The sequence below is a fragment of the Streptomyces sp. NPDC007875 genome (assembly GCF_042868035.1).
In the GTDB taxonomy this organism is placed as follows: domain Bacteria; phylum Actinomycetota; class Actinomycetes; order Streptomycetales; family Streptomycetaceae; genus Streptomyces; species Streptomyces antimycoticus.
Window position 1 is genome coordinate 1 of sequence record NZ_JBIADZ010000061.1, and the last position, 22,045, is coordinate 22,045.

3 protein-coding genes are annotated in these 22,045 nt (G+C 71.5%); all 3 read right to left on the reverse strand.

The annotated features are described in order from the left end of the window. The coding region (locus tag ACFYOY_RS48075) for a type I polyketide synthase (RefSeq protein ID WP_388594392.1) at positions 1-4,083 on the reverse strand (4,083 nt) is incomplete at its 3' end. A gap of 82 nt (positions 4,084-4,165) precedes the next feature. Next, entirely contained in the window at positions 4,166-14,557 is a 10,392-nt protein-coding gene (locus tag ACFYOY_RS48080; protein ID WP_388594397.1) for a type I polyketide synthase, read from the reverse strand. 91 nt (positions 14,558-14,648) lie between these two features. Beyond that, on the reverse strand, positions 14,649-22,045 hold a 7,397-nt coding region (locus ACFYOY_RS48085), incomplete at its 5' end, for an SDR family NAD(P)-dependent oxidoreductase (RefSeq protein WP_388594394.1).

Genomic DNA, 22,045 nt, shown 5'->3' on the forward strand with positions numbered 1-22,045 from the left:
GCCCAGCCGCGGCACCCGCACCGCACCCGACCGCACCACCAACTGCTCCTCGCCCCGAACCAGCAGCCCGGGAAGAACACCATCAACGCCGTCCAGGTCATCGGTGTCCACCAACACCAGACGCCCAGGGTTCTCCGACTGCGCGGACCGCACCAGACCCCATACCGCCGCCCCTGCCAAATCCCTCACACCAACGCCGTCACCCACGTCGACAGCGCCCCGGGTCACCACCACCAACCGCCCGTCAGCGGACCCCTGATCGGCTACCCACGACCTCACCCGGTCAAAGGCTTCAAGCACCTCCCCATAAACCTCACCCACCACGTCCGCGCCGCTGGAGATCACGCGCACGACCTCCGCCTCCGGCACGGGCTCCGCCCGATTTACCGCAGGCGCGTGCACCCATTCCAGCCGGAACAGCGCATCCCGAGCCGCCCCGCCCGCAACCCTCAGTTGACCGGCCTCAACCTGCCGCAACGTCAAGGAGTCCACCGACGCCACCACACGCCCGGACTCGTCCCCCACCACCACCGACACCGCACCCGAGTTGCCCTGTGTCGCCGGAGCCAGCCTCACCCGCAGCGAGGACGCGCCGACCGCCCCGAGCGAGAATCCTCGCCACGAGAACGGCAGCAGACTGCCCGAACCATCCGCGAGAGCCTCACTCACACCCATCGCGTGCAACGCCGCGTCGAACAGCGCCGGGTGCAAACCGAACTGGCCCGCCCGGTCCCGCTCCGCTTCCGGGAGCGACACCTCGGCGAACACCTCGTCGCCACGGCGCCACGCACGCTTCAGCCCCTGGAAGACCGGGCCGTACTCCAATCCGTTCTCCGCGGCCCGCACATAATGCTCCGACACATCCGCGACCTGAGCCGCCGCCGGAGGCCACGCCTCGAAGTCAAAGCGGGTCTCACCAGCGGCTTGGACCGGCGCGAGGGCCCCGCGGGCATGGCACACCCATGTCGCGGTTCCTCCCTCCGTTTCATCCCGCGAGAACACACTCACCTCACGGAAGCCGGAAGCATCCGCCTCCCCCACCTCGACCTGAAGGCGCACCCCGCCCTTCTCGGGCACGATCAGCGGCGCTTCCAGGATCAGTTCCTCGACCCGGCCACAGCCGACCTGGTCGCCCGCCTGCACCGCCAACTCCACGAACGCCGTTCCCGGCAGCAACACGACCCCGTGCACGGCGTGATCCGCCAGCCAGCCATGCGTGGCCAACGACAGCCGCCCGCTCAGCAGCACCCCGCCGCCACTCGCCAACGACACCACCGCACCCAGCAGCGGATGGCCCAGCGAACCCAGACCGACCGAACCCACATCGCCCACACCCGCGGGCGCTTCGAGCCAGTAACGGTCGCGCTGGAACGCATACGTCGGCAGGCCGACCCGCCGGCCACCGCGCTCCTCCAGCGCGGCGGCCCAATCCACCTGGACGCCATGCGTGAACAGCTCGGCGGCAGAGGTCAGGAATCGCTCGAGTCCACCGTCGTCACGCCGCAGCGTGCCGAGAACCACGGCCTCTGCCTCGGCGGCCTCGACGGTCTGCTGCACCGGCAGCCTCAGCACGGGGTGGGGGCTCACCTCGACGAACGCCGAATGCCCGTCGGCGATCAGCCTGCGGGTGGTGGTCTCCAGCTCGACGGTCTGCCGCAGATTCCGGTACCAGTACTCCGCGTCCAGGCCGGCCGTGTCCATGGGCTCACCGGTCACCGTGGAGTAGAACGGCACCTCCGAGGAGCGCGGCGAGATGTCCGCCAGGACCTTCAGCAGCTCCTCACGGACCTCCTCCACCAGGACGGAGTGCGACGCGTAGTCGATGGCGACCCGGCGGACCCGGACCTCCTCGCCGTCGAACGCCGCGAACAGCTCGTCCAGCGCCTTCGCATCACCCGCCACCACCACCGAACCCGGCCCGTTGACCGCGGCCACGGACACGGCGCCGTTCCAAGCGGCAATACGCTCCCGCACCTGGTCGATCGGCAGTCCGATCGACACCAGTCCACCACGGCCCGCCAGACCCGCCGCGATCACCCGCGACCGCAGGGCCACCACCTTGGCCGCGTCCTCCAGCGAGAGCGCACCCGCGACGCACGCCGCGGCGATCTCGCCCTGGCTGTGCCCCATCACCGCGTCCGGCAGCACACCCACCGAACGCCAGAGCCTCGCCAGCGACACCATCACCGCGAACAGCACCGGCTGAACGACGTCCTCCCGGTCATAACCGGGGGCACCGTCGGCGCCGCGCAACACCCCGGCCAGCGACCAGTCCACATAAGGCGCCAACGCGGCCTCACACTCGGCCATCGCCTCCGCGAACACCGGCGAGGACTCCATCAGCCCGACCGCCATGCCAACCCACTGGGCCCCCTGACCCGGGAACACGAAAACGGAGCGACCGGGAGTCGCGCTTTCGCCCACCACCACGCCCGGATGAGCGGACTTCTCCGCCACCGCGCCGAGGCCCGCCAGCAACTCCTGCCGGTCGCTGCCCACCACCACCGCTCGGTGCTCCAGCACCGACCGGGTCGTCACCAACGACAGCGCGACGTCGGCCGCACCGTACTCCGGACGCTCCGCCACGAAGTTCCGCAGCCGCCCGGCCTGCGCCCGCAATCCCTCCGCACCACGCCCGGACACCACCCAGGCCACCGGACCGTCGACGCCCTCGGTCTCGGTGGCCTCGACCGCCTCGGCCTCCGGGGCCTGCTCCAGGATCACATGTGCGTTCGTCCCGCTCACCCCGAACGAGGACACACCAACCCTGCGCGGCTCCCCCGTCGCCGGCCACGGGGTCGGCTCGGTCAGCAGCGACACCGCCCCCGCCGACCAGTCCACATGCTCCGACGGCTCTTCCACATGCAGGGTCTTCGGCAGCACACCGTGCCGCATCGCCATCACCATCTTGATGACGCCACCCACGCCGGCGGCCGCCTGCGTGTGCCCCATGTTCGACTTCAACGACCCCAGCCACAACGGCCGGTCCGCCCCAGGGCGCTCCTTGCCGTAGGTGGCCAGCAGCGCCTGCGCCTCGATCGGGTCGCCCAGCGTCGTACCCGTACCGTGCGCCTCCACCGCGTCCACATCGGCCGCGGACAGGCCCGCGTTCCGCAGTGCGTCGCGGATCACCCGCTGCTGCGAGGGACCGTTCGGCGCGGTCAACCGGCTGCTCGCCCCGTCCTGGTTGACGGCGGCGCCCCGTACCACGGCCAGCACCTGGTGCCCGTTGCGCCGCGCGTCGGACAGCCGCTCCAGCAGCAGCACACCGGCGCCCTCGGCCCATGAGGTGCCGTCGGCCGTGTTCGAGAACGACTTGCAGCGTCCGTCCACGGCGAGTCCGCGCAGTCGGCTGAACTCGATGAACACCTCTGGAGTCGCCATCATGGCCACACCGCCGGCCAGCGCCAGCGAGCAGTCGCCCTTGCGGAGCGCCTGCATGGCCAGGTGCAGTGCCACGAGCGACGAGGAGCACGCGGTGTCCACGGTCACCGCGGGGCCCTCGAAGCCGAAGGTGTACGAGATGCGGCCGGACGCGATGCTTCCGGCGCTGCCGTTGCCCAGGTGGCCTTCGAGGCCCTCCGGTATCGAGTGGATGCGGGAACCGTAGTCGTTGTACATCACACCGACGAATACGCCGGTGCGGCTGCCGCGCATGGACGCCGGAGCGATGCCCGCCCGCTCCAGCGCCTCCCACGAGGTCTCCAGCAGCAGCCGCTGCTGCGGATCGGTCGCCAGCGCCTCGCGCGGGCTCATGCCGAAGAACGAGGCGTCGAAGCCGTTCGCGTCGTGCAGGAACCCGCCCTCACGCGTGTAGCTCTTGCCCGGCTTCTCTGGGTCCGGGTCGTACAGGTCCTCGTCCCATCCCCGGTCCACGGGGAAGGCGGAGACGGCGTCGGTGCCCGAGGCGACCAGTTCCCACAGGTCTTCCGGTGTCTCGACCCCACCGGGATACCTGCATCCCATACCGACGATCGCGATGGGTTCCCGGTCCCTGTCCTTGAGCTCCCTCAGCTCTTCACGGGTCTCGTGCAGGCTGGCCGTGGCGCGCTTGAGGTAGTCGCGCAGTTTGGTCTCACTCACCGCTTCTTGTCACTCCTCTGAGAACCCCGGACAGGGGTGGAAAGCCTTCGGCCGGCGACTTCTGGGGACGGGGGCGTCCACGTCACGAGAGCTCCTCGTCGAGGAAGTCAAAGATCTCGTCGTCGGTCGCCGACTCGAACCTGTCGGCGGCAGCGACCCCACCGTTCGTTGTCTGTGTCTGCTGCGTGCCCAGCTTCGCCAGGACCTGCTGCAGGCGTGCGGTGAGGCGTTCCCTGGCGGCCTCGTCCGCCACCACCTCGGCGAAGGAGCTCTCCAGCTTCTCCAGCTCCGACAGGACTGGCAGCACCACCGATCCGTCCGTCTCTCCGTCGACGAGCTCTTCGGCCAGGTACCCGGCCAGCGCCCTGGAGGTCGTGTAGTCGAAGAGCAGCGTGGCGGGCAGCCGAAGCCCGGTCACCGTTCCCAGCTGGTTACGCAGTCCGACCGCGGTCAGCGAGTCGAAGCCGAGCTCGAGGAATCCACGGTCGGGGGCGATCATCCGGGGGTTGTCGTGGCCCAGCGCCATGGCCGCGTGCCCGGTCACCAGCTCGAGGAGCGCCTGCTGCCGCGCGGCGGGGTTCAACGAGCCGATACGGCGACGCAGTTCGGCGGAGCCGGCGCCGGAACCGCCCGTGGACGTCCTCGCGGGGCCGCGGCGGGCCGTGGTCCGGATGATGCCCCGCAGCAGGGCCGGGATCGGCCCGTCCTGGGCTCGCCACGCCGAGGCGTCGAGCCGTGCCGGGACCAGGGTGGCCGCGTCGATGCCGCACGAGGCGTCGAACAGGGCCAGGGCCTCCTCGGAGGCCATCGGGGTCACGCCGTCCCGGGCGATGCGCCGCATATTGGCCTCGTCCAGCTTGCCGGTCATGCCGCTGCGCTCCTCCCACAGCCCCCAGGCGAGTGACTGGGCGGGAAGGCCCTCGGCCCGGCGCCGGTACGCGAACGCGTCCAGGAAGGCGTTGGCGGCGGCGTAGTTGGCCTGGCCCGGGCCGCCGAGCGTCCCGGAGAGCGAGGAGAAGAGCACGAACGCGGACAGGTCGAGGCCGGCGGTCAGCTCGTGCAGGTTGAGCACCGCGTCGACCTTGGGCCGCAGCACGCGGTCGACGCGCTCGGGAGTGAGTGCCTCGACGACTCCGTCGTCCAGCACACCGGCGGTGTGTACCACGGCGGTGAGCGGGTGCTCGTCCGGCAGGGAGGCCAGCAGCGCGGCGAGGGCGTCGCGGTCGGCGGTGTCGCAGGCGGCGACCGTGGCGTGGGCGCCGAGGTCCGCCAGCTCCGTGCGCAGTTCGGCCGCGCCGTCCGCGGCGAGGCCACGGCGGCTGGCCAGCACGAGGTTGCGCACACCGTGCTCGCCGACGAGGTGCCGGGCGACCAGGCCCCCGAGGCCGGAGGCCGCTCCGGTGACCAGGACGGTGCCCTGCGGGTCCCAGGTGATGCCGGTCGTGGCCGTGTCCTGCTGGGGCGCGGTGCCGCGCGCCGGGACCCGGGCCAGCCTGCCGGCCAGGACCGTGCCGTCGCGGACCACGATCTGCGGCTCATCGGCGGTGAGCGCCGCCGGGAGGATCCGGCGTGAGCCGTCCTGGTCGTCCAGGTCGGCCAGGACGAACCGGTCGGGGTTCTCGGACTGGGCCGAGCGCACCAGGCCCCAGACGGCCGCGGCGGCGGGGTCGGCCACATCGGTGTCATCGCCCGCGGCGATGGCTCCCCGGGTGAGGAACACCAGTCGGGAGGCGCCGAAGCGGTCGTCGGCCAGCCAGGTCTTGAGCAGGTCGAGGGCGCGGTGGCCGGCTTCCCGTACCGCCTCCGCCAGGTCCTGCGTCCGGCGGGTGCCGGACGCGCTGGAGGCCAGGACGACGTCGGGCGCGGTGGCGCCCGCGTCGATGGCCCCGGCCAGGGCCGCGAGGTCCGGGTAGGTGTCCACGGTGCCATCGGCCGATCCGAGGACACCGGCCACCTCGGCCTGGTCAGGTCCGACGAGCGCCCAGCGCCCGGCCGCCACGCCGTTCGGCTCCGGGGCGCGGGACGTGTCCACGGGCACCCACTCGACCTGGTACAGCGACTCGTACGGCTGGGCGGAGTTCACCTGCTCCGGGGCCACGGGCCGCAGGACGAGGGAGTCGACCGTGACGACGAGTGCGCCGGAGGTGTCGGTGGCGTGCAGGGAGACGGTGTCCCCGCCGACGCTCGCAAGCCGTACGCGCAGCGCGGACGCGCCGCCGGCGTGGAGGGTCACCCCGTTCCACGAGAACGGAAGGGTGCTGCCGTCGGTGCCGGTGGGGTTGAACGCGACGGTGTGCAGCGAGGCGTCGAGCAGCGCCGGGTGCAGGCCGTACCGCGCGGCCTCGGCCTCCTGTGTCTCGGGCAGGTCGATCTCGGCGAAGATCTCGTCACCGCGGCGCCAGGCGGCTCGCAGCCCCTGGAAGGCCGGACCGTAGGCGAAGCCGACGTCGATGAAGCGGTCGTAGAGACCGTCCACGTCGATCGGCTTCGCCTCCGCGGGCGGCCATACGGCGAAGTCGGCGGCCACGGACTCCGGTGCCCTGGTGGACGGGTCCCTGGTGAGCAGGCCGGTCGTGTGGCGTGTCCAGGGGTCGTCCGGCTGGGCGTCCTCGGACCTGGAGTACAGGTTGAGCGAACGGGCCCCGGACTCGTCCGGCTCACCCACGGTGAGCTGGATCTGGGCCGCGCCCCGTGCGGGCAGGATCAGCGGCGTCTCGATGGTCAGCTCGTCCAGCCGCTCGTAGCCCACCTGCTCCGCCGCGCGCAGGGCCACTTCCACGAAGGCCGTGCCCGGGAAGAGCACGGTCTCCGCGAATACGTGATCGGCCAGCCACGGCTGAGTGGCGACGGACAGACGGCCGGTGAACAGGTAGGAGTCGGTGTCGGCCAGGGCGACGGCGGCGCCGAGGAGCGGGTGGTCGGGCGAGTTCAGCCCCGCCGAGGTCACATCCCCGCCGGCGGCCGGCGACGTCTCGAGCCAGTAGCGCCGCCGCTGGAAGGCGTAGGTGGGCAGCTCCACCCGCTGGGCGCCACGCCCGGCGAACACCGCGTCCCACTTCACCGCGGTGCCGTGGACGTGGAGTTCGGCCAGCGCCATGGTCAGCGACTGGATCTCGGGCCGGTCCTTGCGCAGCACGGACACGAGGGAGGGAGCGAGCCCGCCATCGGATTCCTCGGCCGTCAGGCAGTCCTGGGCCATCGCGGTGAGCACACCGTCCGGGCCCACCTCCACGAACGACGTCACACCCAGCTTCTCCAGGGTCCGTACCCCGTCCGCGAACCGCACCGCCTCGCGCACATGGCGCACCCAGTACTCCGGCGAGCACACCTCGTCCGTCTCCGCCGATGTGCCGGTGACGTTGGAGACCAGGGAGAGGGTCGGCGGAGCGAACGACAGGCCCTCGACGACCTTACGGAAGTCGCCGAGCACCCCGTCCATGCGCGGGGAGTGGAAGGCGTGGCTGACGCGCAGGCGACGCGTCTTACGGCCCTCTCGCTCCCACTGTCCGGCGATCTCCAGCACCGCGGCCTCATCACCCGCGATGACCACGGCGGTCGGGCCGTTGACGGCGGCGATGCTCACCTCGGCCTCACGACCGGCCAGCGACGCGGCGATCTCCTCCTCGGGCGCCTGGACGGCCACCATCGCGCCGCCCTCGGGCATGGACTGCATCAGCCGGCCACGGGCCGCCACCAGCGCGCACGCGTCCTCCAGCGAGAACACCCCCGCCACATGTGCGGCGGCGATCTCGCCGATGGAGTGACCGATCAGCACGTCCGGGGTGATGCCCCAGTGCTCCAGCAGCCGGAACAACGCCACCTCGATGGCGAACAGCGCGGGCTGGGTGAACGCCGTCTGATCCAGCAGCTCGGCATCCGCGCTGCCTTCGGCCGCGAACATCACCTCGGTGAGCGGACGGTCGAGCAGCACATCGAGATGCGCGCACACCTCGTCCAACGCCTGGGCGAACACCGGGAAGGCGTCGTACAGCTCCCGGCCCATGCCCAGACGCTGCGCACCCTGGCCCGAGAACAGGAACGCCGTCTTGTGCTCGGCCCGCGCCACGCCCTGGATCAGCGTGGCCGCGTTCCTGCCCTCCGCCAGCGCGTCGAGTCCGGAGCGGAACTGGGCCGGCTCCTCGGCGACCACAACCGCGCGGTAGGGCAGGGCGGAACGGGTCGTCGCCAGCGAATAACCGATGTCGGCGAGGTCGTCGGCGCGCGCGGTAGCCACGCCCTCGAACTCGCGCAGCCGCCCGGCCTGAGCGCTCAGCGCGTCGGGGCTTCCGCCGGAGAGCAGCCAGGGAACCACCGTGATGCCGGCCGGCGAACCGGCGGCCTCGCCGCCGGTCTCCTGCGACGGTGCCTCTGCGGCGTCGGCCGCCTCGATGATCGTGTGCGCGTTGGTGCCGCTGATCCCGAAGGAGGACACGGCCGCCCGGCGCGGGCGGTCCGTCTCCGGCCACGGGGTCGCCTCGTGCAGCAGGGACACGGCGCCGCTGGTCCAGTCGACGTGCGGCGAGGGCTCGTCCGCGTGGAGCGTCTTCGGCAGTACGCCCTCACGCATGGCCATCACCATCTTGATGACCCCGGCCACACCGGCCGCCGCCTGGGTGTGCCCGATGTTCGACTTGATGGAGCCCAGCCACAGCGGCTCATCCTCCGGCCGCCCCTGGCCGTAGGTGGCCAGCAGCGCCTGCGCCTCGATCGGGTCACCCAGCGACGTGCCCGTGCCGTGTGCCTCGACCGCGTCCACATCGGCCGGTGTCAGGCCCGCGTTCTCCAGCGCCTTGCCGATCACCCGCTGCTGCGACGGGCCGTTCGGCGCCGTCAGACCGTTGGACGCGCCGTCCTGGTTGATCGCCGAACCCCGGACGACGGCCAGCACCTGGTGGCCGTTGCGCCGGGCGTCCGACAGCCGCTCCACCAGCAGCAGGCCCACGCCCTCGGACCAGCCCGTGCCATCGGCCTCGGCGGAGAACGCCTTGCACCGTCCGTCCGGCGACAGCACCCGCTGGGAGCTGAACTCGACGAACGTGCCCGGCGTGGCCATGATCGTCACACCGCCGGCCAGCGCCATGTCGCACTCGCCCTGGCGCAGCGACTGCGCGGCCAGGTGCAGGGCGACCAGCGACGACGAGCACGCGGTGTCCACCGTCACGGCCGGTCCCTCGAAACCGAAGGTGTAGGAGAGGCGGCCGGAGGCGACGCTCGACGCGCTGCCGAGTCCGAGATAGCCCTGCACACCGTCCGGCGCGTTGATGGCCCGGCCGCTGTAGTCCTGGTAGTTCGAGCCGATGAAGACGCCCGCCTGGCTGCCACGCAACGCCGCCGGGTCGATGCCGGCACGCTCGAACGCCTCCCAGCTGGTCTCCAGCAGCAGCCGCTGCTGCGGGTCCATGGCCAGGGCCTCGCGCGGGTTGATCCCGAAGAAGTCCGGGTCGAAGTCGGTGATGTTGTCGAGGAATCCGCCGGTGAGGGCGTAGGTCTTGCCCGGCTTGTCGGGGTCGGGGTCGTACAGCCCCTCGAGGTCCCAGCCACGGTCATCGGGGAACCCGGAGATCGTGTCGACTCCGGCGTTCACCACGTCCCACAGCTGCTCGGGGGTCCGCACACCACCCGGGAACCGGCAGCTCATCGCCACGATCGCGATGGGCTCGTCGAACGAGTCCGATCGGGTCGGCGCCGTCTCGGCGGAGCCGCCTTCCTCGGTGCCGAACATCTCGCCGTTCAGGAACCGTGCCAGCACGGTGGGCGTGGGGTAGTCGAAGACCAGGCTGACCGGCAGCCGCAGCCCGGTCGCCGCACCGATCCGGTTGCGCAGTTCAACGGCGGTCAGCGAGTCGAAGCCGAGGTCACGGAAGGCACGGTCCGACGCGACCGCGTCCGCGCTGTCGTGCGCGAGGACGTCGGCGGCCTGGGCACGTACCAGGTCCCGCAGCGCTCCTTCGCGCTTCTCCCGGGGCATGGCTTCCAGCCGGTCGTGGAGTTCCGCCCGCTCGGGGGCGGAACTGCCCGCCGTGGGCTGCTTCCCCGTGGTCGCGCTCTGCACGTTCCGCAGCTGACGGAAGAGAGGAGTGTCGGCGGAGTCCGCTTCGAAGCGTGCCCAGTCGATGTCCGCGACCGCGAGGAACGTCTCGTCGTGGTCCAATGCCCGCTGCAGCGCCGAAATCGCCAGCTCGGGGGGCATGGCCAGAATCCCCGATCGGCTCATCTGCTCGCCGACCTCGTCCGTGACGAGGCCGCCTCCGGCCCAGGCGCCCCAGGCGATGGAGGTGGCCGGAAGGCCGTCCGCACGCCGCTGGGCCGCCAGCGCGTCCAGGAAGGCGTTGCCCGCGGCGTAACTCCCCTGCCCCGGATTGCCCAGCGTGGCCGCCGCCGAGGAGAACAGCACGAACGCCGACAGATCCATCCCCGCGGTCAGCTCATGGAGATTCCGCGCCGCGTCCACCTTCGGACGCAGCACCCCCGCCGCCCGCTCCACCGTCAGGGCGTCCACCACGCCGTCGTCCAGCACACCCGCCGTATGCACCACGGCGGTCAGCGGGAACTCCTGCGGGATCGCGTCCAGCACCGCGGCCAGCGCCTCACGGTCCGCGGCGTCACACGCCGCCACCGTCACCCGGGCACCGAGCTCCTCCAGCTCCGCCTTCAACTCGGCGGCGCCCTCGGCCTCCATACCACTGCGGCTCGTCAGCACCAGATGCTCGGCACCCGTACGCGCCAGCCAGCGGGCAACGTGACCGCCCAGCGCACCCGTACCACCGGTCACCAGCACCGAACCGTTGGGACGCCAGCCATCCGCGGTCGTGGCATCGGGCGCGGAGGCCCGCACCAGCCGCTTGGCGAAGACGCCGGACCCGCGCACCGCGACCTGGTCCTCGCCCTCCGCGCCCGCGAGCACTCCGGCCAACCGGGCCACCGCACGGGTGTCCATGGTCTCGGGCAGGTCCACGACGCCGCCCCAGCGCTGGGGGTATTCCGCCTCCAGGGTCCGGCCCAGGCCCCACACCATGGCCTGCACCGGGCTCACCAGCCGGTCGGAGCGCCCCACCGACACCGCGCCCCGGGTGCCACACCACAGCGGAGCCACCACATCCGCATCGCCCAGCGCCTGAACCAGGCCCACCGTCGACGCCAGCCCAGCCGGGACCACCTCGAAGGACTCATGCGCCGACTCGTCCAGCCCCAGCAGCGAGAACACACCCGCCACGCCCGACGGCTCCACCGCCGCGCCAACGAGGGCCCCGCGCAGCCGCTCCGCCATCACCTCACGGTCATCCGCCGCCCCGACGGCCACGCGAACCACATGCGCACCGCGCCCGGCCAGCCCATCGAGCACGGCGGCGACCAAAGCGTCGTCACCACAGGCTTCCGGAACGGCCACGAGCCAGGTGCCCGAGAGCGTGGTCTCGGACGCGGATGCCAGGGGCTTCCAGACCGCCTGGTAACGCCAGCCGTCCACCTTGTTCTGCTCACGCCGCTGACGACGCCAGGACGACAGCGCCGGAAGCAACGCCGTCAACGACGACTGCTGCTCCTCGTCCTCCACCTCCAGCGTGCGGACCAGCGCCTCCAAATCCTCGCGCTCCACCGCCTCCCAGAAGCGCGCGTCCACCGCATCCGCGCTCAAGCCGCCACCGGCGGCGGCCACCTCGGCAGCCGAGGTGGCGTCCAGCCAGTACCGCTGGCGCTGGAAGGCGTAGGTGGGCAGGTCGACGGGCCGGGCACCAGTCCCCGCGAACACCGTCCGCCAGTCCACGGCGATACCGCCGACGTGAGCCGCGGCCAGGGAGGTCAGGAACCGCTCCAGACCGCCTTCGTCACGGCGCAGCGAGCCGATGGCCGCCACGGGGGTGCCGTGGTCCTCGGCCGTCTGCTCGATGCCCACAGTCAGCACCGGATGCGCGCTGGCCTCCACGAACGTCTGGAAGCCTTCGTCCAGGAGCACCCGTACGGTCTCGTCGAAACGCACGGTCCCGCGCAGATTGCGGTACCAGTACCCGGCGTCCATCCCCGTGGTGTCCAGCACACCGCCGGTCACCGTCGAGTAGAACGGCACCGAGGAGGACCGCGGAGCGATCCCGGCCAGAGTGCGCCGGATCTCCTCTTCCAGGCTCTCGACATGGGCGGAGTGCGAGGCGTAGTCCACCGGGATACGGCGCGCCCGGATCTCCTCCGCCTCACACGCCGTCAGCAGCTCCTCCAGCGCATCGGCGTCGCCGGAGACCACGACCGCCGAGGGCCCGTTCACCGCCGCCACCGACAGCCGCTCACCCCAGGCCTCGAGGCGCTCCCGCACCGAGTCCACGGGCAGCGACACCGACACCATGCCCCCGCGCCCGGACAGCACGGGCAGCGCCTGGCTGCGCAGGGCCACCACCTTCGCGGCGTCCTCCAGCGACAACGCACCCGCCACACACGCCGCCGCGATCTCACCCTGCGAATGACCGATCACGGCAGCGGGCTCGACGCCGTAGGAGCGCCACAGCTCCGCCAGCGACACCATCACCGCCCACAAGACCGGCTGGACCACATCCACCCGCTCCAACGCGGCCGCGGCACCCTCACCGCCGCGCAACACCTCCACCAGTGACCAGTCCACAAACGGCGCCAACGCCGCCGCACACTCCTCGATCCGCCGGGCGAACACCGGCGAGGCCTCCAGCAGCCCCGCCGCCATCCCCACCCACTGCGAACCCTGACCGGGAAAGACGAACACAACCCCGGCACTGCGCCTGGCCACACCTTCGACCAGCCCCGGAGCGCCGCTGCCCGCGAGATGATCAGCCAGAGCCCGGACAGCCTCCGCACGATCCTGGGCCAGCACCACCGCACGATGGTCAAAAGCGGTCCGCGTCGTGGCAAGAGACAGTCCGATGTCCCCGGCCGTCACCTCCGGATGCTGTTCCACATGGTCCAACAGGCGCCTGGCCTGGGCGCGCAGCGCCGCCTCGGACTTACTCGACAACAGCCAGGGGATAAGGGGCAGCGCCGTCCGGGGCGCCTCCGCCTCCTCTGCCACCTCGGAGCCGGAAGCCGCCTCGGCGGCGTCGTCATGCGTCACCTCATGGGTGGCGGACGGTGCCGGAGCCTGCTCGATGATGGCGTGGGCGTTGGTCCCGCTGATGCCGAAGGAGGACACCCCGGCCCGGCGCGGCTCCTCGCCCTCGGGCCATGCGGCTGCCTCGGTGAGAAGCTCGACCGTACCCGTCGACCAGTCCACATGCGGCGACGGCTCGTCGATGTGCAAGGTGCGCGGCAGCACACCATGCCGCATCGCCAGCACCATCTTCATCACACCGGCCACACCGGCGGCCGCCTGTGTATGGCCGATGTTGGACTTGACCGACCCCAGCAGCAGCGGATCACCCGCGGTGCGCTCACGGCCATAGGTGGCCAGCAGCGCCTGCGCCTCGATCGGGTCACCCAGCTTCGTACCGGTCCCGTGCGCCTCCACGGCATCGACCTGCCCGGCCGTGAGCCCGGCATTGGCCAGCGCCTGGCGGATCACCCGCTGCTGCGACGGGCCGTTGGGGGCCGACAGCGCACTGCTCGCGCCATCCTGATTCGTCGCCGTCCCCCGGACAACCGCCAGCACCGGATGGCCATTTCGCCGCGCATCGGACAGCCGCTCCAGGAACAGCATCCCGGCACCCTCGGCCGCCCCGAAACCATCGGCCGCCGCCGAGAAGGGCTTGCACCGGCCGTCCAGTGCGAGCCCGCGCTGCCGGCTGAAACCGACGAACGTACCCGGCGTGGCCATCACGCTCACGCCACCGGCCAGTGCGAAGGAGCACTCCCCCTGACGCAGCGCCTGCACGGCCAGATGCAGAGCGACCAGCGACGAAGAGCAGGCGGTGTCCACCGTCACCGCCGGGCCCTCCAGCCCGAGCGTGTAGGCCACCCGCCCGGACACCACGCTGATCGCACTGCCGGTCACCAGATGACCCTCGACACCATCCGGCGCCTCATGCACCCGCGGCCCATAGTCAGGGGCCACCGCCCCGAAAAAGACCCCGGACCGGCTGCCCCGCAGCGAGACCGGGTCGATACCCGCCCGCTCGATGGCCTCCCACGACGTCTCCAGCAGCAATCGCTGCTGCGGATCCATCGCCATCGCCTCACGCGGCGAGATCCCGAAGAAATCGGCATCGAAGTCGCCGATGTCGTACAGGAATCCCCCCTCGCGCGTATAGGAGGTACCCGACCGGTCAGGATCCGCGTCATAGAGCGAGTCGAGGTCCCAGCCACGGTCCTCGGGGAATGGCGTGATGGCGTCCTCGGCCCCGCTCAGCAACTGCCAGAACTCCTCGGGAGAACGCACCCCGCCGGGGAAACGGCAACTCATCCCGACAATCGCGATCGGCTCACGGGCCGCCGACTCCACATCCTGCAGACGCTGCCGCGCCTGGTGCAGATCAGCCGTCACCCGCCGGAGGTAGCCGAGCAGCTTTTCTTGTTCCGACATCAGAACCTCTCGGGGTCGCGCTTCGGGAGCGGGGTGGTCGGCGGGCAGGTGGTGTGGGTTCGTGGGTGCGCCGTGGTGGCGGCCGCTGGTCGGATCACGACGTCCCGAACTCCTGGTCGATGAAGGCGAAGAGCTCGTCGGCCTCCGCCGTCTCCAGATGTTCGGCGACATCGTGGGTATCGCCGGAATCGGTGGTCGGGCCATCCGGTGCCGGGCCGCCACGTCCGCCGTCCCAGTGGGACAGAAGACGCTTCAACCGGCCGGCGACCATGGCCCGGGTGTCGTCATCGGCCGCCGCGCCCGTGCCGAGCAAGGCCGCTTCCAGCCGGTCGAGTTCGGCGGCCACGTCCGATGGGTCGTCCGCATCCACGGGGACGATCTCCGCATTCAGCTGTCCGGCCAGCGCTGCGGGGGTCGGGTAGTCGAAGATGAGGGTCGCGGGCAGCCTTAGCCCGGTGGCCGCGTTCAGCCGGTTGCGCAGCTCGACCGCGGTGAGCGAGTCGAAGCCCAGCTCCAGGAAGCCACGATCGGTGTCCACCGCCGACGCCGACCCGTGGCCGAGGACGGTGGCGGCGTGTTCCTGGACCAGACGCAGCAGTGTCCGCTGCCGCTCCCCCTGGCCGAGCCCGGCAAGACGCCGCACCAGCGGCGCCTCCTGCGAACCGGAGTCGTCCTGAGCCGAGGCACGACGGGAGACGACGGGCCGTCGTACGAGTCCGTTGAGCAAGGGGGGTACGGGTGTGGTGTCGGCGGTGGCTGCCAAGTGGCCGAGGTCGAGCCGTGCGGGCACCACCAGGCCCTCGGCCAGCCGCCCGGCCGTGTCGAACAGCCGCAGCCCCTCTTCGGACGAGAACGGCACCAGTCCGCCGCGCGTCATGCGCGACAGGTCCGCCTCGGCGAGGTGTCCGGTCATCCCGCTGCGCTCGGCCCACATGCCCCAGGCCAGCGACACCCCGGGCAGGCCCATCGCCCGGCGCCGCTGGGCCAGTCCGTCCAGGAACGTGTTGGCGGCGGCGTAGTTGGCCTGGCCCGCGGACCCCAGGACACCGGCGGCCGAGGAGAACAGGGCGAACATGGCCACATCGAAGCGGCGCGTCAGCTCATGCAGGTGCCACGCCCCGTCGACCTTGGCGCGCAGCACCGCATCGAGCCGCTCCGGTGTCAGCGAGGTCACCGTGCCGTCGTCCAGGAGGCCCGCGGCATGGACCACGCCGGTCAGGCCGTGCCCATCATCGGGCAGCCCCGCCAGCAGATCGGCCAGCGCGTCGCGGTCGGCGACATCGCAGGCGGCAACCTCGACCGAGGCCCCCAGGGCCGTCAGCTCCGTCTCGAGCGCTGTCATGCTCTCGGCGGCGCGGCCACGGCGGCTGACCAGCAGCAGCCGGCGTATCCCGTGCTCCGCCACCAGATGCCGCGCGACCAGCCCGCCCAGGACACCTCCGGCACCGGTGATCAGTACCGTGCCTTCCGGGTCCAGCGCGGCCGGAACACTCAGCACCAGCTTGCCCACGTGGCGCGCCTGGCTCATGAACCGGAACGCCTCGGGGGACCTGCGCACATCCCACACCCGGGTGGGCAGCGGCCGCAGTTGACCTCGCTCGAACAGGGCCACGATCTCGGCGAGCATCTCCCCGATGCGCTCGGGGCCCGCCTCCGCCAGGTCGAACGCCCGGTACATCACGCCCGGATGCGCCGCCGCCACCTCATCGGCCGACCGCACATCCGTCTTGCCCATCTCGATGAACCGCCCGCCCTCACCCAGCAGCCGCAGCGACGCGTCCACGAACTCACCGGCCAGGGAGTCCAGGACCACATCCACACCACGACCGGCCGAGGAGTCCTTGAACCGCTTCTCGAACTCCAGCGTCCGCGACGAGGCGATATGCGCCTCGTCCAGCCCGAGACCGCGCAGGACGTCCCACTTGGCCTCACTCGCGGTCGCGAACACCTCACAGTCCCAGGCCCGCGCCAACTGCACCGCCGCGATTCCCACACCACCGGCCGCGGCATGGACCAGCAGCGACTCACCACGCCGGAGGCCCGCCAGCTCCCGCAGCGCATACAAAGCCGTCACAAACACGACCGGGACGGAGGCGGCCTCGGTGAAGGACCAGCCGTCCGGAATCCGCACCAGGGTGCGGTGATCCACCACGGCCAGCGGCCCGAATCCACCCTCCCACAGCCCCATCACGCGGTCGCCGACGGCGAGGGAGGTCACCCCGGGACCGGCGGCCACGACCACACCGGCCCCCTCGCCGCCCATCAGAGCCTCACCCGGATACATCCCCAGGGAGATCAGGACATCGCGGAAGTTCAGGCCCGTGGCACGCACCGCGACCCGCACCTCGTGCTCGCCGAGTTCCCCGGTGGCGTCCGTGGCCGTGGCCAGCGCCAGCCCCTCCAGGGTGCCCGCTCCGGACGCCTCCAGCCGCCACGCCTCCGTACCGACCGGCGGCGTCAGCACACCCGTCGCGCCACCGGACGCCAGACGCGGCACCAGCATCTGGGAGCCGCGCACCGCCAGCTGCGGTTCCCCGGTGGACACCGCCTGGTGCACCACGGCCAGCGACTCCTCGGCACCGTCCACATCCAGCAGGACGAACCGGTCCGGATTCTCGGCCTGCGCCGACCGCACCAGCCCCCACACCGGGGCCGCCGCCAGGTCACGCGGGTCCACGCCGTCCTCGGTCGCCATCGCACCGCGGGTCACGAGCACCAGCCGCGCCTCGGCGAACCGGTCCTCCGTCAGCCATGCCCGCACCATGTCCAGGGTCTGGTGGGCCACCGCCCGGGTCGCCGTAACGACGTCCTCACCGGGGGCGGAGGAGGCGGTCACGAACACCAGGTTCGGCAACGGTGCGCCCGACTCCACATGCGCCGCGAGAGCAGCCAGGTCGGCGTGCTCCTCCACCGATCCATCGGCCGCCTTCAACGCCCGGGCCAGGCCGAAGACATCAGGCCCGGCCACGGCACACCGGTCCGTCGCGGGGACTGGGGCGGTGGTGGACGCCGCGACCCACTCCACCCGGTACAGCGACTCGGCGTCTTCGGCGGACGACGCGAGCTGCGCTTCCGATACCGGCCGGGTGACCAGCGCCTCCGCCGACGCCACCGGCGTACCGGCGGCATCGGCCACCAGCACCGACATTCCATCGGCGCCCGCGCGGGCCAGCCGTACCCGCAGGGAGGTCGCGCCGGTGGCGTACAGCGACACACCGCTCCATACGAACGGCAGCCGAATCCCGCCCGAGCTCCCCTCGCTCTCCGCGGCAGCGGACACCAGCCAGGCGTGCAGCGCCATGTCGAGCAGCGCGGGATGCAGCCCGAACCGGGCCGCCTCCGTCCGCGACTCCTCCGGCAGCGCCACCTCCGCGAAGACCTCATCGCCCCTGCGCCAGACGGCACGCAGCCCCCGGAACACCGGTCCGTACGCCAGCCCGGTGGCCGCCATATCCTCGTAGAAGCCCGCGGTCTCGACCGCCTCCGCTCCCGCCGGCGGCCATGCGCTCAGGTCCACCGGACCCGCCGCCCCATCGGCGACCGACGCCACGGCCAGCACGCCCTTCGCATGGCACGTCCACGACGCGTCCGGACCATCGCCACGACGGGAATACACACTGAGCTCGCGCTCCCCGCCCTGCCCGGGCCCACTCACCACCAGCTGCACCTGGACCGCCCCCTCCTCGGGCAGCACCAAAGGCGCCTCCAGCGTCAGCTCCTCCAACCGGTCACAACCCACCGCATCACCGGCCCGCGACGCCAACTCGACAAACGCCGTACCCGGCAGAATGACCCGGCCCAGCACCGCATGGTCGGCCAGCCAGGGATGCGTACGCAGCGACAGCCGACCGGTCAGCAAGAACCCATCGGAGTCGGGCAGCGGCACAGCAGCACCCAGCAGCGGATGCCCCGCCGCGTCCAGCCCCGCCGAAGACACATCACCGGCGCCGCCTGCTTCGGGATCCAGCCAGAAGCGCGCGCGCTGGAAGGCATACGTCGGCAGATCGACGCGCCTGGCCGCCGATCCGGCGAAGAGATCCGCCCAGTCGACGGATGCTCCGCCGACATACGCCTCGGCCAGGGAGGTCATAAACCGCTGCAGGCCGCCTTCGTCACGGCGCAGCGAACCGACAGCCGTCACCCGGGCGCCGTGGTCCTCCGCGGTCTGCTCCACCCCCATCGTCAGCACAGGGTGAGCGCTGGCCTCGATGAACACCTGGAAACCATCGGCCAGCAGCACACGGACGGTCTCGTCGAAGCGCACCGTCTGACGCAGATTCCGGTACCAGTACCCGGCGTCCAGACCGGCGGTATCCAGCACCCCGCCGGTCACCGTCGAATAGAACGGCACCGACGACGCACGCGGGGCGATTCCCGCGAGGATCTGCTGGAGCTCGTCCTCGATGGCCTCGACGTGAGCGCAGTGGGAGGCGTAGTCCACGGGCACGCGACGCGCCCGGATCCCCTCGCCCTCGCATACGCCCAGGAGTTCGTCCAACGCGTCGGCGTCGCCGGAGACCACGACCGCCGAGGGCCCGTTCACCGCCGCCACCGACAGCCGCTCACCCCACGCCTCGAGCCGCTCCCGCACCGAGTCCACGGGCAGGGACACCGACACCATCCCGCCACGCCCCGACAGCGCCCGCAGCGCCTTGCTCCGCAACGCCACCACCTTCGCGGCGTCCTCCAGCGACAGCGCACCCGCCACACACGCCGCCGCGATCTCACCCTGGGAGTGACCGATGACCGCCGCGGGCTCCACACCATACGAACGCCACAGCTCGGCCAGCGACACCATCACCGCCCACAGCACCGGCTGCACCACATCCACCCGCTCCAGCGCCTCCGCGGCACTCTCACCGCCGCGCAACACCTCCGCAAGCGGCCAGTCCACGTACGGCGCCAACGCCGCCGCACACTCACCGATCCGCTCCGCGAACACCGGGGAAGACTCCAGCAGCCCTGCCGCCATCCCCACCCACTGCGAACCCTGACCAGGGAAGACAAGCACCGCCTGGTCACGAGCGCCGGCTATTCCCCGTACCACACCAGGTGCCACATTCCCCTCGGCCAACGCCCCCAGGCCGTTCAGGAGGCCGTCGCCGTCGCCCGCCAGCACCACCGCGCGGTGTTCGAACACACTGCGCGTGGTCGCCAACGACAGCCCGATATCGGCGGGCGAGACCTCTCGGCGCTCACGCAGATGCGTCAGCAGCCGCTCCGCCTGTGCCTCGACCGCGGTGTCCGACCGTCCGGAGATCACCCACGGCGTGATCTCCGGCAGTTCCGCGGCCGGGGCCCCGTCATCGGCGGCAGGGCTGGGAGCGGCGTCCAGCGGAGCCTGTTCCAGCACGGCGTGGGCATTGGTGCCACTCATCCCGAAGGAGGAGACTCCCGCGCGCCGCGGCCGTCCCGTCTCCGGCCAGGGCATACCGTCCGTCAGCAGGCTCACCCCGCCCGCTGACCAGTCCACATGCGGCGACGGCTCATCGATGTGCAGCGTCTTCGGCAGTGCGCCGTGCCGCATCGCCATCACCATCTTGATGACACCGGCCACACCGGCCGCCGCCTGCGCATGGCCGATGTTCGACTTCACCGAGCCGAGCCACAGCGGCTGGTCCGCGGGCCGGTCCTGGCCGTAGGTGGCCAGCACGGCCTGTGCCTCAATGGGATCGCCCAGCTTGGTGCCGGTGCCATGTGCCTCCACCGCGTCCACCTCGATGGCCGACAGCCCGGCGTTCGCCAGCGCGGCGCGGATCACCCGCTGCTGAGACGGGCCGTTCGGGGCGGTCAGGCCGTTGGACGCACCGTCCTGGTTGGTCGCCGTACCGCGGACCAGGGCCAGCACCTGGTGCCCGTTGCGTTTGGCGTCCGACAGCCGCTCCACGAGCAGCAGCCCGACGCCCTCGGCGAATCCGAAGCCGTCGGCGCGATCACTGAACGCCTTGCACTTGCCGTCCACGGACAGCCCGCGCTGACGGCTGAAGTCCACCAGCCCGACCTGTGTGGACATCACGGTCGCACCACCGGCCAGCGCCATGTCGCATTCGCCCTGGCGCAGCGCCTGGACCGCCAGGTGCAGCGCGACCAGCGACGACGAGCACGCGGTGTCCACCGTCACGGCCGGGCCCTCGAGACCCAGGGTGTAGGAGATCCGGCCCGAGGCCACGCTGCCGGCGCTGCCGATACCGAGGTAGCCCTCAATGCCTTCGGGAGAGTTCCCCTGCAGACGGGTGCCGTAGTCGTTGTACACAACGCCGACGAAGACGCCGGTCCGGCTTCCCCTCGCCGTCTCGGGAGCGATACCTGCCCGCTCGAACGCCTCCCACGACGTCTCCAGCAGCAGTCGCTGCTGCGGGTCCATCGACAGCGCCTCACGTGGCGAGATCCCGAAGAACTCCGGGTCGAACTGGTCCGCCTCGTAGAGGAAGCCACCGTTGCGGGCGTAGTACGTGCCCTCACGCGAGGGGTCCGGGTCGTACATCGACTCGAGGTCCCAGCCACGATTGGACGGGAGCGACGACGTGGCATCGGTGCCCGCCATCACCAGCTGCCACAGCTCCTCGGGTGTCTGCACACCACCGGGGAAGCGGCAGCTCATGGCCACGATCGCGATCGGGTCGTCGTCCGTGCGGGACGGGACGCCGGACGGTCCGCCCGCCGCCGCGATGGCCGTGCCCTGGGACCCGAGGATCTCCGAGCGCAGATGGCCCGCCAGCACCGTCGGGTTCGGGTAGTCGAAGACGAGCGTCGCCGGGAGGCGCAACCCGGTTTCCGCGCTGAGACGGTTACGCAATTCCACGGCGGTGAGGGAGTCGAAGCCCAGCTCCTTGAAGGGCCGTCCCACCTCGACGGTGTCCGAGTTGGCATGTCCCAGGGCAGCGGCCACCTGGACGCGGATCAGCTCCTGGAGCAGGAACTGCTCCTGATCCGCCTCGGACATGCTGACCAGTCGCCGCCGCAGGCGGGCGGCAACGTCGTCCACGTCCGTGTCTCCGGCGCCCGCGACACGCCGGGCGGTCATCCCCGGTACGACGTTACGGAAGAGAACGGGGAGTTCGGCTCCCTGCGCACGCAGCGCCGGGATGTCCAGCCGGAAGAGAACGGGTACCACCGCGTCCGAGACCAGAGCGGCGTCGAAGAGCTCAAGGCCCTCGTCCGTGGCCAGTGGCACCACGCCCGAGCGGGATATCCGCTGGATGTCTTCCTCGCCGAGGTGTCCGGTCATGCCGCTCGCCTCGGCCCACAGACCCCATGCCATCGACACGCCCGGCAGCCCCCGAGCGCGACGCCAGGACGCCAGACCGTCCAGGAACACATTCGCCGCCGCGTAGTTGCTCTGCCCCGCGCCACCCAGCACACCGGTCGCCGACGAGAACAGCACGAACGCCGACAAGTCCATCCCCGCCGTCAGCTCATGCAGATTCCACGCCGCGTCCACCTTCGCCCGCAGCACCGGCTCAACCCGCTCACGGGTCAGCGACGTCAGCA